Consider the following 13,518-nt stretch of genomic DNA (forward strand, 5'->3'; position numbering starts at 1 on the left):
GGGCTACTTGTTGTGATCGATCCAGCGCGACATCATTTTCTTGTCGCGGAAACACTCGGATGGGATCGGGCGACGCTTGCTGCGTGAAATCCGCTCGGCAAACGCGACTTGTTTTCCCGTCGGGTAATTGTCGAACTGCGAGGTCCCGCGTGGTTTGTGGGCTGAAATCCAGTCAGATAAAAGCCGCCGGTCACGCTGTGCCTCAACCGGAATCTCAAGGGCTGACTTCTCGGCAATCGCTCGCGCATACCGCATCTGCCGATCGGTGACCGGAAGCAAGTGATAGTCGTTGTTCGGCCCGTTCAGGGCTGTGGGACGTGTTTGCTGGGTCATCGGTTTGTCCTCTGACTATGTAGAACATAAATAGAACATTAACCAAAAATTTCAAGGTTTGCGGGGTTTGGCAGGCGTGAAGCCACCCCTTCGATGATTTTATTGACTGGTCAATCAATAACCGATAGGCCGATTTTCGACTGACCATTTGTCCCGTCCTGACGGGTGCGAAAGAAAAGGACACGGTATGAAGTTTCAGCCCCGGGCCAGCCATTTCATTGGTGGCGAATATGTCGAAGATACAAACGGCGCGGCCATCGAAGTGATCTATCCCGCTACAGGCGAAGTGATTGCACGTTTGCATTCGGCGACGCCGGCGATCGTGGAACAGGCTCTAAACAGCGCAAAAAACGCTCAGGCAGCATGGGCGGCCCTGTCCGGGACGGAACGTGGCCGCATCCTGCGCCGCGCCTCTGATATTATGCGCGAACGCAATTACGACCTGTCCGTTCTGGAAACCCATGATACCGGCAAGCCGATTCAGGAAACCACAGTGGCCGATGCCACCTCGGGGGCCGATGCGCTGGAGTATTTTGGTGGATTGGCCGCCTCTCTGACTGGCGAGCATATTCCGCTGGGCGGGGGGGATTTCGTCTATACCATCCGCGAGGCGCTGGGCGTTTGCGTCGGGATCGGCGCATGGAATTACCCCACGCAAATCGCCTGCTGGAAAGGTGCACCTGCACTGGCCTGCGGCAACACGATGGTATTCAAACCTTCGGAAACCACGCCCCTTTCGGCATTGAAAGTGGCCGAAATTCTTGTCGAGGCCGGCGCGCCCAAGGGTGTCTACAACGTGATCCAGGGTTACGGCGATGTCGGTGCTTCGCTGGTCACCGATCCGCGCGTGGCAAAGGTCTCTTTGACAGGTTCTGTGCCGACAGGCCGCAAGGTCTATGCTGCTGCGGCGGACGGCATGAAGCATGTGACCATGGAACTTGGCGGCAAATCCCCGATGATCGTCTTTGACGATGCCGACATCGAAAACGCTGTTTCAGGTGCGATCCTGGGCAACTTCTACTCTTCGGGCCAGGTTTGTTCCAATGGCACCCGCGTCTTCGTTCAGAAAGGTATCAAAGAGGCCTTCCTGAAACGTCTGTCAGAACGTCTGGATCACGCGAAAATCGGCGATCCAATGGACGAGGACGTCAGCTTTGGCCCGATGGTCAGCGAGAACCAGATGAACATCGCCCTGGGCTATATCGAAAAGGGCAAAGCCGAAGGCGCAAGGTTGGTTTATGGCGGTGAACGGATCGAAAGAGACGGCTATTTTGTGCAGCCCACGGTTTTTGCTGACGTCACGGACAACATGACCATCGCACGCGAGGAAATCTTTGGCCCCGTCATGTCGGTGCTGGATTTCGAGACTGAAGAAGAGGTGATGGCCCGCGCCAATGACACTGAGTTCGGTCTGGCCGCAGGTGTCTTCACCAATGATCTGACCCGGGCGCATCGAATTGTGGCCGGATTCGAAGCTGGCACTTGCTATATCAACACCTACAACCTTGCCCCGGTCGAAGCGCCGTTTGGTGGATCGAAGATGTCCGGCGTCGGGCGCGAGAACTCGAAACTGGCGATCAATCACTTCTCGGAAATGAAAACCGTCTATGTCTCGATGAATGATGTTGAGGCTCCGTACTGAATCTAGGACGGTTGTCCGCTGTTTTTGACGCCTCAGCTCCCGGTGCCCGGCACCGGGAGCTGAGGAAACGCCAGCCAGTGGCGGGCAATACTGTACTGGCAATACCGATGCCTGTCAGCGTGTCGGAAAAGGCGGGCTTGCAGAATTTGTGTCCAAAGACGTTGCCATCCCAAGCCGGTTGGCCAGGTTTGATGAGGAGACACGTCCGCGATTTCTCTGACCACGGAACTCATTGAAGGCGAGGAACTTTTACCGCCGTATTTCGGATGTGGCGTCTCGTTTTCACGCTTATGCCGCAAATGCCACGGCACCGGTTGCTTTACGGGCGGTCAGCCGTCGTGACCTTTTTGGTTGAGGAACGTGGCCTGAAATTCGGCGGCCTGTTCTTCTGTGTCATGTCTGGAACACAACATCCTTGAAAGAAGTTGGAGCCATGTTTGCATCACCGCCTGATCGGGCGTTCTGATTGGAACCGTTTGAAGCAACGGCGCCGGGCTCCCAACGCTGCCACCGGTTGAAACGCATCGCAGGGTATACCGGTTTAGGGACCCGCGTTCACTTTGCCGGGTGCGGCCGGAACAGTCGCGATATACGTCATTTTACCCCAACTGCGTTCAACATCTCATCGATCCGCTGGCGGGCCGACTGGCTGTCCTTCAACAGGTTTTCCGCAACCGCCAGCGGTTTTTCCGCCAACCGTTCCGGCAGGTCAGACAAGGCTTGGGTCGTTTGGTTCAATGCCGCGTATTTCCCGTCCGCAGGTTCCAACCTTTCATCCGACATCCCGGCCAGCCAGAAATACCGGTTTGCCGCTTCGATTTGTTCGAGATCTCGGAGCATATCGGCGGCGGCTGCAAATTCTTCTGTTGAAACCATCGCCTGCGCGCGCAAGGCGATCGCCTCTTCGGAATTGTCATCAGCCAGCTCTAACAGGGCTTGATGAGGGCGCCCCGACAGCAAAGCGGCCCGAGCCCGCAACCGAGCCCGATCCGAGCGCCGCGACTGATCTTCCGGTCTGTTCGCCAGCGCAAATGTATGCTCAGCAAAGCCCAGATCAGCAAGGCGGCTTGCCAATGCAATTGCAGTATCGGTTGTCAGCACCACCGTCATGTCCGGCTGCATTACCTCCATCGTCTGGCGTAGAAAGGTTGCGTCATCCGATCTTTCAGCAAGCAATTGCAGATGCCGATTGATCGCGCCGTCACTACCGGGTCCGGGTGGTTGCGCTTTGATCACGTCAAATGCACGGTCGAATTCCTGGCTCAGGCTCAGAGCGATCGCATAGGTGCGGTTCATCATCGGGCCCAGCTCCGATCGCCTGAGCTCGACCGCATAAGATGCCGCCAGATCAAGCTCCTGAGAAGAAACAGCTTTGCGTTCAGACCAACGTTTTTCCACCAGGCGCGCCAAAGCCAGCGGAGATTCAGCGGCGGCGTCGGTAGAGGTTATAACCTCGGTCAACAACTCTTCTTCACGGTCACTGTTTCCTTCCGCCTTGGCAACGCTGGCTTTGGCCTGAGCGACACTGGATGTCGTTTCCGGTTCAATCCGGTCAACCGAGCGAAGGATTCTGCGGGCAGCCTCCAGGTGTTGTGCTCTCACCAGTATTCCTGATAACCGCGGCCCCAGCTGGCGGCGAAGATGATCCGGCAGTCTTGAATACGCGTGTTCGATTGCTTCCACGTTTGCGTCAGGTGCCAGTTCCCCTTCGGACAACACAGCCCAAAGCGCGGCATCGCTGTCACATCGTTGCAGGTCGTTGAATGGATTCCTGGGCAGCGGCGGCCGGTTATCTACAACCCGCGCAATTGCCGCAACGGGTTCGAAGCCCGCTGGCGGCGTCTCCAACAGCCTCAAGACACTCAACGCTTCGGCTCCGAAACTGAAAGAGGCGTAGAGTCTGGCCAGGGTCATGACCTTTTCGCCGTCAAGTTTGTCAAACTCTTTGTACAGCCCAGAGCGGAGAGCTGACACCTGATCCGGAAAAGGCGTGTTCCCTGACCAGGACGCAAAATTCAGCTCAGCAGTCGAGATGCAGGCCGGTCTTTGGTCAATTGGTTGCAGTTCTGCGTTCAGAACATTCTGCAAATCGTCCAGAACCGTGGTCAGACGTAGGTTCGAACTCAATTGGGGCGGCACAACGCGTGTACCGGACGGAGCGGTGTTGCGTGGCCCGACAGGAGCAAGCTTCAAGTCCAGCAGCTTGCGATCGGTCCCTTGCAGAAGACGAGTGGACAGCTGGTCTTTTATCCCCTGCTCAGTCATGGTGAGAAGCGGCAGGTGCAACCCTGTCTCCACCGAGGGCGGTTTGCCTTTGGCCGTTTTTCCGATCAAGGGTGGCGGTACATTCTCAAGAAGCGGCGGCAACAACTCCCCTGGTGCGATGTCCAATACGATCATCGAGTTTCTGTACAGAAACGCCGACGCCACGCAGTCGCACCCGAACTCCAGCTCCAACGCGCTGCCGGGGTTTTCCTGCGACAATGAGGCCAGTCGGTTCGTGGTCAAACGCCCAAAAACCGAGCTGGTCTTGAATGTCACGTCGTCCAGGGCAATTGTAAGGCTGGCGCCGTTCTTCCGTTGCGCCAGCACCCAGCGGGTATCCGGTGGCACGTCGAAAACCAGACGTGTGAATCCGTCATGCTCACCGGATCGCACCACCACGTCCTGTGCGGTCACGGCAGATGCAGCCGTGACCAAAACCGCAATCAGAAACCCGATGCGCTTCATGCTGCAGCCTGCTTGAGCTCTTTCAATGCGTCTTCCAGCTCGGAAAAGCCAGGGCGGTTATGGGTTGGGGTGTTCTGGCGTCCGACCTCAATGCACATGGCAGCATTGTGGTTGTGCAGGTTGGCCACCAATACTTCTTTGATCAGCTGATAAAAGTGGTTGTCTTCTTCAACCACGGCTTTCAGTTTGCCTGCGAAGGGGCCGACCAGACCATAGGCCAGAAAAACGCCCAGGAACGTGCCCACAAGGGCACCCCCAATCAGCTTCCCCAGCACTTCGGGCGGCTGATCGATTGATCCCATCGTCTTGATCACGCCCAGAACCGCAGCAACGATCCCCAGCGCGGGCAGGCCGTCTGCCACTGTTTGAAGTGCATGGCTTGAGTGCATGGCGTGATGAAAATTCGCCTCCATGCGCTTCTCCAGAACCTCTTCAACCTGATGCGGATCGTCATAATTCATCGCCGCCGACCGCATGGTGTCACAAATCAGGTCGACGGCCTCCTTGTCTGATTGGATCTTGGGGTATGCGGAAAACAAGCTGGAGTTTTCGGGGTCTTCAATATGCTGCTCGACCTCAACAGGGTTGGCGCGGGCAATGCGGATCAACGAAAACAGAAGGCACAGAAGGTCACGATAGTCTTCGGGCTTCCATTTCGGGCCCTTGAACACCTTGCCCATGTCTTTGATCGTATGTTTCACGCCGCCCATGTCATTGCTGATCAGAAAGGCTCCTACGGCAGCACCAACGATCATCATCATTTCGAAGGGAAGAGATTTCATGATGATGGTCATCTTGCCACCTGCCGCGAGATAGCCGCCGAAGACCATTACGAAGATGACAACAATTCCAACAATTCCAATCATTTGAGATCTCCAGATGAGTTCTGTGCGTTACCGGGCAACACGAGCGACTACTCCTGTGGGGCCGAGGCGTTGCGTCCGGCCATGACAACGCTGATTGTATAGGCCGCTTCGGGGCTCAGGCCCGCCAGTACGCCAGCCGCTGCGTCCGCCGGCATGCGGGACAGGAACCCTGCGGCAAAGGTTGGGTCCATGGTTTCAAACAACGCGGCTGCGTCCTTGGGTTTCATGTTCTGGTAAACATCCGTCAGGCGCGCCAGATCGTTCTCTGCCGCTTTGTCCGCAACCGCCAACGTGGCACGCAGGGCATCTTCTGCTTCCTTCAGGGCCGTCAGACGCGTTTCAACGGCCTGGGTTGCGATCTCCAGTGCTTTTTCCTGATCGCGTAATTCAGCCTCTCGCTGTTTGACGCGATCCTCCCGGCGCAAAAGCTCCGCCAGCACAACCTGAACATCGCGTGTTTCGGACGCGGCAGGCTCGTTTTCCACGGCTTCGTGTGTCGCCGGTTTGGCGAGCGCGGGTCCTGCCTCCAAGCCAACGCGAATGGCTGCCGAGCCGATCATCAGCAATGAGATGACAGCAAGCACACCACCGCGCGGGCGTGTATCGTGTTTGGCGTTGCGCGCAAGGCTCATACCTGCACCCCGTTCTGCTTGCGGTCATGGCGGAAGAACATCAGGCCCTCTGGCGCCTTGGCTTGCTCTTCACGCGCACCAGTTTCGACCGGTTCCGCTGCTTTCTCGTGCTTGGTGCCCTGTTCCTCTTCAGGCTGGGGCTCGTCTTGGACAGGCTTTGCTTTTTCCGGGGCAGCAGTTTCTTCTTCGGGGATGACATCATGCAGAGATGCCATCATCAGCTCCAGGCGCTGCGCCACAGTCTCAGCCCTTTGCGTCAGCGCCTTCAGCTGATCCCCCGATTGATCAGAGGCATTTCGCGCGCTGTCCAGGGATTTCTTCAGCTCTTCTGCCTGGGTCGACAACACGGCCACCGCGCCACCGACGCCTTGTTCAAGATCGGTGAACCGCCTGAGGCGGCGCGACAGCACAAAACAATAAAGACCCGCGCCCAACGCACCGGCGACCAGCAAAATATCCGCAATCAGCTCCAATTCCGCCTCCTAATTCAGTACAAATTCCATCACCAGCACATCGCGAACGCGCCCTTCGCCAACGACAATTCCAATGCGTCGCAGCAGGTGACCTCGGATGCGCGTCAATGCCAGCGAATCCTCCAGGTCCTTCAATTCGACGGCTCGCAGGTATCCGTTCAGGACATCCATGATTCGTGGCTGCATTTTTTTCACATCAGCTATGTACGGCGCGTTAACTTCGAGCTGAGCGTGGAACTTCAAATGTCGTGACTTGCCGGAATTCACCGATACAACAACCGGCGGCAGATCAATGAACCCGACATCTGCCAGCGCTTTGGCAGGTTCCTTTTCCGCCTCGTCCTTGCCGGCCTCAACCGCGGCCTTGCCACCCAGCGGAATCAATCCGGATGACGTCAGGAAATACCCGCCCGCAGCGCCGGCGATGGCAAGAAGCATCCCGATCAGCATTCCCTTTTTCCCTTTTTTCCCGGTGGGTTCCGCCAGTTCGTCGGTTGCGTCGGTCATGACGTCCTCATTCATCCGTTCCGACCCCGTCATAACCGCGCAGGGACTAACCGATTGTTAAGAGCAATCGTCCAAACAGAGGGTGCGTCGGGCAGAATGCCGGCGAGTCGGAGGTGAGCGTGCAGCAGATCGGAACTGTCTGGGCTAATTTGGACAGGCGTAAACAAATCATCGTCGCCGGTGCGGTTGCGCTGGTGTTTCTGGGAATCCTTGGCATGTCGCGCCTCGTGACGGCTCCGTCCATGACGCTGCTTTATGCGGGTCTGGAAAGCGGTGCCGCCGGGGAAATAGTACGCGCGCTGGACCAGCGCGGCGTCACATATGAAATTCGGGGCGGATCGATCTACGTATCCGGCGCGCAGCGCGACGAGCTGCGAATGACCCTTGCCAGCGAAGGCCTGCCCGCAAACGGCAATAAAGGGTACGAACTGCTTGATTCGCTAAGCGGGTTTGGCACTACCTCTCAGATGTTCGATGCTGCCTATTGGCGCGCGAAAGAGGGTGAACTGGCGCGGACGATTGTCGGAAGCCCGCATATAAGTCAGGCGCGCGTCCATATTGCCAACGGGACGGCAAACCCGTTTCAGCGCAGCGTGTCACCAACGGCTTCGGTCTACCTCGTGCCATCCGGGACCGAAATTACCGGGGATCAGGCCAAGGCCATCCGGTTCCTCGTTGCCTCGGCCGTCAGCGGCCTGACGCCCGAGAACGTTACGGTGGTTGATTCGCACGGGGCCGTGATTGGCGGGCAGGATACCGCAGCGCCTGCGGACACTTCGGACGACAAGTCGCGCCAGTTGCGGGAACGTGTTCTGCGTCTGGTCGAGGCGCGTGTCGGTACCGGCAACGCCGTGGTCGAAGTCAGTGTCGATACCGAAACCAGGACGGAATCCATTCGCGAGCGGCGCTTTGACCCCAAAGGCCGCGTGGCGATCAGCACGGATGTCGAAGAACGTTCGGACAGCGCCCGAAATCAGTCATCGGATGTCACCGTGGCGTCGAACCTGCCGGATGGCGATGCGGCGGGCGGGGACGAATCGAACTCGACGGCTACCCAGACTCGTGAGCGGGTGAACTACGAAGTCTCCGAGACAGAGCTGGAAGTCCATAAAGCCCCCGGCGCGATCAAGCGTCTGACGGTTGCAGTTCTGGTCAATGGGAAAAGATCGGTGGACGCCTCCGGTGCCGAAGTCTTCACGCCCTTGCCTCAGGAAGAGCTTACCGCTCTGGAAGAGCTCGTGGCGTCGGCAGTCGGGTACGATGCGGCGCGCGGGGACGTTATTACACTGAAATCCATGGATTTGCCGTCGGTCGAACCACAGGGCACTCTGGTTTCGTCGTCGCTCTGGCAGAACATCCATCTGGATGTCATGTCCTTGATACAGATGGCTGTGCTGGCTTTGGTTTCGCTCGTGCTGGCCTTGTTCGTGATCCGCCCGATCCTGACAAATGCAACACCGACACCGGCGCTGCTGGCGGCGGCAGGAGGGGCGGATTCGGATACCCTGGCACTGACAGGTGAAATCGCACCGGAGGAACCGGCAGAGCACTCGACCCTGCCGGCAGAGCGTGGTGTTCCGGCTCTCGGCTCGAACGCCACTGAGGATCCTGTCGACCGGCTGCGCGCCATGATCGGTGACAAGCAGGAAGAAACTGTCGAGATCCTGCGCAGTTGGCTTGAAGAAGGCGAGGAGCGGGTATGATGTCGATTGCCCATCTTCTTGAGGATTTCACCACCCAGACCGGTACGGGGCCCGCTCTGATCTTGAATGAGGACACGCTGGAAGAACAACGGCTCTCTGCCTTCGAAGACGGGTATGGGGCCGGTTGGGAAGATGCCTCGCGGGCGCAGGAGCAAAGCCGCAGCCAGATTTCGGCTGAATTGGCAAGGTCGCTTGAGGATATGTCTTTCACCTATCACGAAGCCATCGCCCGCATGACCCTGTCGCTGGAGCCCATGTTCACCAGCCTGGTTCAGACCGTACTGCCTGAGATGGCCGATCGGGGCCTGGCAGCCCGCATTGTGGAGCAACTCTGTGAAATGGCGCGTTCGCGGATAGAGCAGCCGATGCAGATTTTGGTGCCGCCGGGATGTGCCGAGAGTGTCGCAGCGCTGTTGCCGCAAGATCTGCATTCCACTCCTCAGGTGATCGAACACTCTGAACTGGAGCCGGGTCAGGCCCGTCTTCAGGTCGGCACGAGCCGGCGTGAGGTTGATTGCACCGCTTTGCTCGCCGCCATCGAACAGACCTTTGACGCTTATGTCTTTGAGACAAGAGAGGCTTTGTCCAATGAATGACACCCAGATCCCGAAATCTGAAAAACCCAACCCCTTCGACTCGGTCCCGATTGAAGTGACCGTTTCCGTTGGTCGTGCGCGCCCATTGATCAAGGACCTTTTGAACATGGGAGAGAATGCCGTGCTGACCCTGGACAAACGGATCGAAGATCCGGTTGACCTCTATGTTGGGGATCAGTTGGTGGCGCGCGGGCTGTTGGAAGAAATGGAAGGCGATCAGGCAGGGCAACTTGCAGTGCGCTTGACCGAGATTGCGGATTTGCACAACGGAATCGGTTGATGCGCTATGTATTCTGCCTGGCTTTGGTGGCTGTGTTGACGCCCTCACTGGCCGCTGCCCAGGATTTGACCTTGTCCCTGGGCGAGGGCGGCTCGATTTCCGCCCGGACGATCCAGCTGATTCTGCTGATCACAGTCCTGAGCATCGCTCCGGGGTTGGCGATCATGATCACCTGCTTTCCCTTCCTGATCACCGTTCTGTCGATCCTGCGGCAAGGGATCGGCCTGCAACAATCTCCGCCCAATATGCTGTTGGTCAGCCTGGCGTTGTTCCTGACCTATTTCATCATGGACCCGGTGTTTTCAGAAGCATGGGCGACAGGGATACGACCGATGATGGAAGAGACGATGGAAGTGGAACCAGCGTTGGAGCGCGCGTTAGAGCCGTTCCGTGCCTTCATGGCGGCCCGACTGGATGCGGACACGTTCTATGCCATGGCGGCCTTGCGCCCCGGCGGTGAGGCTATGGAGTTGTCCGCACAAGCGCCGTTGTCTGTCTTGATGCCGTCCTTCATGCTGTCGGAAATCGCGCGGGCGTTTCAGATCGGGTTTCTGATTTTCCTGCCGTTTCTGATCATCGATCTTGTCGTGGCCGCTGTATTGATGTCGATGGGTATGATGATGGTGCCTCCGGCCATCGTATCCTTGCCATTCAAGCTGGCGTTTTTCGTGATCGCCGATGGGTGGGCTTTGATTGCAGGCGCTTTGGTGCGCAGTTACATGCCGTGACCTCGACATGTAGCCGCGGCGCGCTGAAAAAACAGGTGGTCAGACGCCTCTGCCCCACTGTTGTCAAAGGCGTAATTCAATGTCCCGCCGCAAGTGAAATGGATCAGCCCGTCTTGTTCAGGTCTTTGATCAACTGGTCCAGGTTGCCTTTGCGGGCATCCAGCATCGCGCCGATTTCGGTACGCTCGGTCAGCAACAAATTCACGCCTTCGATGAACATGTTGTAGAATTTTTCACGCCCTGACTTGTCCGAAACAAGGAACGTCACATCAAACGGAGCCGAGCCGCGCAGCTTGACAATTGTGCGCACTTCATATCCGGCCTTGATCTTGCGGGCATTGCGCACGTTGACCTCACCGCCGATGAACTCGCGGAAGCGGCGACCATATTTACGCGAGATATAGCCCTGAAAAGCCTTGGTGAATTGCTTTAGCTGGGATGGGGTGGCCGTGCGGGCATCGGCACCGAGGGCATAACGCGCCATGATCGGGACGTCGGCATATTGCACAAAGATCTTCTCGAAATCACGCAGCATCGCATTCTCTGACTTGCCCGATGCGATAACCCTGTTGATGTCGTTGACCACACTGTTGACCAGTGCCTTGGCTGATGCCTCGGTTTGGGCAAACGCGGATTTGGGCAAGACGGCCAAAGCCAGACCAGCTGCGACAAAGTTACGGCGGTTCAACTCGTTATTCAGCATAGGGGTCCTCGTAGGGGTCTAGATAGGGGTCCCTGACCGGGTCTGTCCCGGTTTCGGCATAGGGGTCAGAATACAAATCCAGATAGGCGTCTTCGTCATCTCTTGCCAGTTCGAAGCGACGGTTTTGCAGATAGATCAGGCGGGCCTGCGCATAACTGTCTGCGCTTTCATACAGAATCGAGTCCACGGTATCCGAGAACCGTCCACGATCGCCCATGCGGCGAACGACTTCGGCATAAACGCCCAGATTGTCGGCGGGCCGGACCGGGGTAAAATTGATCGGATTCGAGAACAGGTTGATCACGACCCCGATGGCATCCCTTTGGGTCGACGGGCCATAGAAAGGCAGTTCAACATAAGCCCCTTCACCGACCCCCCAGACGTGCAGGGTCTCGCCGAAATCAGTATCGACGGGCGGCAGGTTCAGCTCATCTGCGGGCGCGGACAGGCCAAAGCCGCCCACGGTCATGTTGATCACAAATCGCAGCAGCGCATTGCCCATCTGTTTCGGGTTGCCCTGAAGCAGGTAGTCGACCGCTTGTCCGGGCAACGAGATGTTTTCGGCGAATGTGCTGAAACTGGTGACCATGGGATCAGGAACGATCTTCACGTACCCTTTCGACGCAGGTCGAAACAGAAATCGGTCAACGCCCAGATTGAACTTGTGAATTCCCCGGTTCGCGTTTTCGTAAGGGTCGAACACGTCGCTGCGAGAGGCACCCTCGGGCGGGGTCGTTGCACAGGCGGACAGAATGGCCATGAGTGACAGGACAACCAGGTGTTTCAGGCGAAATCTGCTCGACACGATCTTTGCTTCTCCCAAATGCCCGACATCCGCTCTGTCGGGCCAACAATCACAATTCACCAATACTTACACGCCGGTAAGGCACAAGTTCTTGTCACATAGTCGTTTCAGGTCTCAAATGAAACACCTAGCGTGTAACCTGTCCGTCAGGTCCGGGTAAAGTAATTGAGTATCTACAAGTCATAATAAGTAAAGATATGCTCAGATCGCATGCAAGCCGGAATTTGCCGCATTCCGTCTTTCCACGGCTGTGCTTCCCGGTTAGCGTCCGGCAGAGTCAATCAGGGAAGGACCCTCTCAATGAGCATCGCTGCAAAATTGGAAAGCCTCGGTGTCACGCTGGGCGACGCACCCGCGCCAGCGGCAAATTATGTGCCGTATGTGCGTGTGGGCAATATCGTGTACGTGTCCGGCCAGATATCGAAATCAGACGAGCTGATCACCGGCAAGCTGGGCGATGATATGGATGTCGAGGCCGGAGCCGCAGCGGCGCGGGTCTGCGCGATCAATCTGCTGGCACAGGTCAAGGCGGCCTGTGGCGGAGATATCGACAAACTGGTGCGTGTCATCAAGCTGACCGGTTTCGTGAACTCGACCGCAGATTTCACTGCGCAGCCGCAAGTGATCAACGGCGCATCCGACTTTCTGGTCGAAGCGATGGGCGACGCCGGTCGCCACTCGCGCTCTGCCGTAAGTGCTGCGTCGCTGCCTTTGGGCGTGGCGGTCGAGATCGAAGGGATATTCGAGATCGAATGATACCGCCCCTGCCAACTGCGTTTTTGCAGGCCCCGATTGCTCATCGGGCGCTGCATGACGTCTCGAACAACCGCCCGGAAAACAGCCGGGCGGCCATTCGTGCCGCCATTGATGCCGGATACGGGATCGAGATCGACCTTCAGCTGACATCTGATGATCGTGCCGTCGTGTTCCATGATTACGACATGGGGCGTCTGACCGGCCAGCCCGGGCCGATCCGGCAGGTGTCGGCGGCGGCGGCGTCTGAATTGACCCTTCTGTATGGGGATGACGGCATTCCAACGCTGGATGAAGTGCTGGACATGGTCGCAGGCCAGGTGCCGCTGCTGATCGAGCTGAAGGATCAGGACGGCGTTATGGGTATGAATATCGGCGCCCTCGAGCACGACACCGTGCGCGCATTGCAGGGCTATGACGGCCCGGTGGCCCTGATGTCCTTCAATCCAAACTCGGTTGCGGAACTGGCGCGGCTGGCCCCGCATCTGCCGCGCGGCATCACGACTTGCGCCTATGAGCCCAGTGTCGAGCTTCTGCCGCAAGACGTCTGCGACACCCTGCGCGACATTCCTGATTTTGACCGTGTCGGGGCCGGTTTCATCAGCCACGAGGCGGAAGATCTTTCCCGCCCGCGTGTGGCCGAACTGAAGGCGCAGGGCGTGCCGATCCTGTGCTGGACCGTCCGAACGCCTGAACAAGAGGCAGAGGCCCGCATGGTTGCCGACAATGTGACCTTCGAAGGGTATCTGGCCGCGCATTCAGCTTGA

General features: G+C 57.7%; 15 protein-coding genes. 7 read left to right on the forward strand and 8 right to left on the reverse strand.

From position 1 onward, the window contains the following. Positions 1-3: 3 nt before the first annotated feature. Entirely contained in the window at positions 4-333 is a 330-nt protein-coding gene (locus ACR3E6_RS06350; RefSeq protein ID WP_152459432.1) for a hypothetical protein, read from the reverse strand. Positions 334-520: 187 nt separating this feature from the next. On the opposite strand from ACR3E6_RS06350, the gene betB reads away from it, so the two are divergent. Next, complete coding sequence (gene betB, locus ACR3E6_RS06355) at positions 521-1,975, forward strand: betaine-aldehyde dehydrogenase (RefSeq protein WP_480486345.1); 1,455 nt, start codon at positions 521-523, stop codon at positions 1,973-1,975. Positions 1,976-2,569: 594 nt separating this feature from the next. On the opposite strand, the gene ACR3E6_RS06360 is transcribed toward betB, so the two are convergent. Genes ACR3E6_RS06360 through ACR3E6_RS06380 form a run of 5 tightly spaced genes read right to left on the reverse strand, consistent with a single transcriptional unit; the run spans position 2,570 to position 7,183 of the window. Continuing rightward, complete coding sequence (locus ACR3E6_RS06360; RefSeq protein ID WP_480486347.1) at positions 2,570-4,705, reverse strand: hypothetical protein; 2,136 nt, start codon at positions 4,703-4,705, stop codon at positions 2,570-2,572. Continuing rightward, positions 4,702-5,571, reverse strand: a complete 870-nt coding sequence (gene motA / locus ACR3E6_RS06365) for a flagellar motor stator protein MotA (RefSeq protein ID WP_480486349.1) — start codon at positions 5,569-5,571, stop codon at positions 4,702-4,704. Before motA ends, ACR3E6_RS06360 begins: the two co-directional genes overlap by 4 nt. 47 nt (positions 5,572-5,618) lie before the next feature. After that, the gene (locus ACR3E6_RS06370; RefSeq protein WP_171637360.1) at positions 5,619-6,203 is read right to left on the reverse strand and encodes a MotE family protein; all 585 of its coding nucleotides are present in this window, start codon (positions 6,201-6,203) and stop codon (positions 5,619-5,621) included. Continuing rightward, positions 6,200-6,676 carry a hypothetical protein gene (locus tag ACR3E6_RS06375; protein WP_480486351.1) on the reverse strand — a complete coding sequence of 159 codons (477 nt, stop codon included), beginning with the start codon at positions 6,674-6,676 and terminating at the stop codon, positions 6,200-6,202. The genes ACR3E6_RS06370 and ACR3E6_RS06375 overlap by 4 nt, the downstream gene beginning before the upstream one ends. 9 nt (positions 6,677-6,685) lie before the next feature. Further along, positions 6,686-7,183 (reverse strand): flagellar basal body-associated FliL family protein, encoded by a 498-nt coding sequence (locus ACR3E6_RS06380; RefSeq protein ID WP_171637356.1) that lies wholly within the window; start codon positions 7,181-7,183, stop codon positions 6,686-6,688. Between the two features lie 119 nt (positions 7,184-7,302). On the opposite strand from ACR3E6_RS06380, the gene fliF reads away from it, so the two are divergent. Genes fliF through fliP form a run of 4 tightly spaced genes read left to right on the forward strand, consistent with a single transcriptional unit; the run spans position 7,303 to position 10,490 of the window. Continuing rightward, positions 7,303-8,886 carry a flagellar basal-body MS-ring/collar protein FliF gene (gene fliF / locus ACR3E6_RS06385; protein ID WP_210093650.1) on the forward strand — a complete coding sequence of 528 codons (1,584 nt, stop codon included), beginning with the start codon at positions 7,303-7,305 and terminating at the stop codon, positions 8,884-8,886. Then, positions 8,886-9,482, forward strand: a complete 597-nt coding sequence (locus ACR3E6_RS06390; protein ID WP_480486353.1) for a FliH/SctL family protein — start codon at positions 8,886-8,888, stop codon at positions 9,480-9,482. Before fliF ends, ACR3E6_RS06390 begins: the two co-directional genes overlap by 1 nt. Continuing rightward, complete coding sequence (locus tag ACR3E6_RS06395; RefSeq protein ID WP_152459423.1) at positions 9,475-9,762, forward strand: FliM/FliN family flagellar motor switch protein; 288 nt, start codon at positions 9,475-9,477, stop codon at positions 9,760-9,762. Before ACR3E6_RS06390 ends, ACR3E6_RS06395 begins: the two co-directional genes overlap by 8 nt. After that, complete coding sequence (fliP, locus tag ACR3E6_RS06400) at positions 9,762-10,490, forward strand: flagellar type III secretion system pore protein FliP (protein ID WP_171637353.1); 729 nt, start codon at positions 9,762-9,764, stop codon at positions 10,488-10,490. Before ACR3E6_RS06395 ends, fliP begins: the two co-directional genes overlap by 1 nt. A 103-nt stretch (positions 10,491-10,593) precedes the next feature. Here the strand turns inward: fliP and ACR3E6_RS06405 are convergent, their stop codons facing one another. Then, entirely contained in the window at positions 10,594-11,193 is a 600-nt protein-coding gene (locus ACR3E6_RS06405; RefSeq protein ID WP_171637351.1) for an MlaC/ttg2D family ABC transporter substrate-binding protein, read from the reverse strand. After that, positions 11,183-11,953 carry an MlaA family lipoprotein gene (locus tag ACR3E6_RS06410; protein WP_171637476.1) on the reverse strand — a complete coding sequence of 257 codons (771 nt, stop codon included), beginning with the start codon at positions 11,951-11,953 and terminating at the stop codon, positions 11,183-11,185. The genes ACR3E6_RS06405 and ACR3E6_RS06410 overlap by 11 nt, the downstream gene beginning before the upstream one ends. Before the next feature lie 345 nt (positions 11,954-12,298). On the opposite strand from ACR3E6_RS06410, the gene ACR3E6_RS06415 reads away from it, so the two are divergent. Together ACR3E6_RS06415 and ACR3E6_RS06420 are read left to right on the forward strand one after the other, a co-directional pair. Continuing rightward, positions 12,299-12,754 (forward strand): RidA family protein, encoded by a 456-nt coding sequence (locus ACR3E6_RS06415; protein ID WP_480486356.1) that lies wholly within the window; start codon positions 12,299-12,301, stop codon positions 12,752-12,754. Then, positions 12,751-13,518, forward strand: a complete 768-nt coding sequence (locus ACR3E6_RS06420; RefSeq protein WP_171637350.1) for a glycerophosphodiester phosphodiesterase family protein — start codon at positions 12,751-12,753, stop codon at positions 13,516-13,518. Before ACR3E6_RS06415 ends, ACR3E6_RS06420 begins: the two co-directional genes overlap by 4 nt.

The organism is Ruegeria sp. AL3 (genome assembly GCF_056536065.1).